The organism is Kocuria oxytropis, from assembly GCF_040981195.1.
Taxonomy (GTDB): domain Bacteria; phylum Actinomycetota; class Actinomycetes; order Actinomycetales; family Micrococcaceae; genus Kocuria; species Kocuria oxytropis.
The window spans coordinates 1-636 of sequence record NZ_JAVFXA010000077.1; the positions used below are offsets into that span (position 1 = coordinate 1).

General features: G+C 46.7%; 1 protein-coding gene. It reads right to left on the reverse strand.

The features are described 5' to 3' along the window. Positions 1-538: hypothetical protein (locus tag QYM41_RS17645; RefSeq protein WP_368801073.1), on the reverse strand; the 538-nt coding region annotated here is incomplete at its 3' end. Between the last annotated feature and the right edge of the window lie 98 nt (positions 539-636).

Here is a 636-nt window from a genome sequence, read left to right on the forward strand (position 1 = left end):
CCAGTTTATCACCAGCGAATAATCCTACGTTTTTAGAACCATCAAACGCAACGCCGTTAACAGTTCCATTAACGAATACAGAGCGCATAGCGTTATAATCGTTAACGTCAAACACTGCCAGAGGCGGCGCGGCTACTACCAGCGTTTCATTCAGCGTAGTAATATTATCAGTAACAGATACAGAATAATTACCAGCTTTAGCAGCGATAAAACTATATTCAGTATTATCAATTGCCCCATCCTGAATTTTGGTATTATCAGGGTCTGTAACAGTTACCAAATACCCTCCCGATGGTTTAGTACCATCACCCCACGAATATTTAACCGTGTCACCAGCGGTCGCCGTAGTCGGATGATCTACCCAATGCAACAGAGTAGTGAGCGTTAATTGTTGTTCGATTACATGCGCCGTCGGGTCATTACGACCACCCTTGTCATACACTTTTACGGTGTACGTTCCCGCGCTTTCGTTCACGTTGGCGGTTAATGCCGCTGTAGTTTGATCGTCGGTAATAGTTACCCCGTCCGATTCAAACACCACCAGATTATAACCGTTCGCGCCTGGTTCGCCGCCCGTCCAGCTAAACAGAATATCAGTGTCAGGCGTACCCGTAGCCGGATGAACGTTCCACGCTA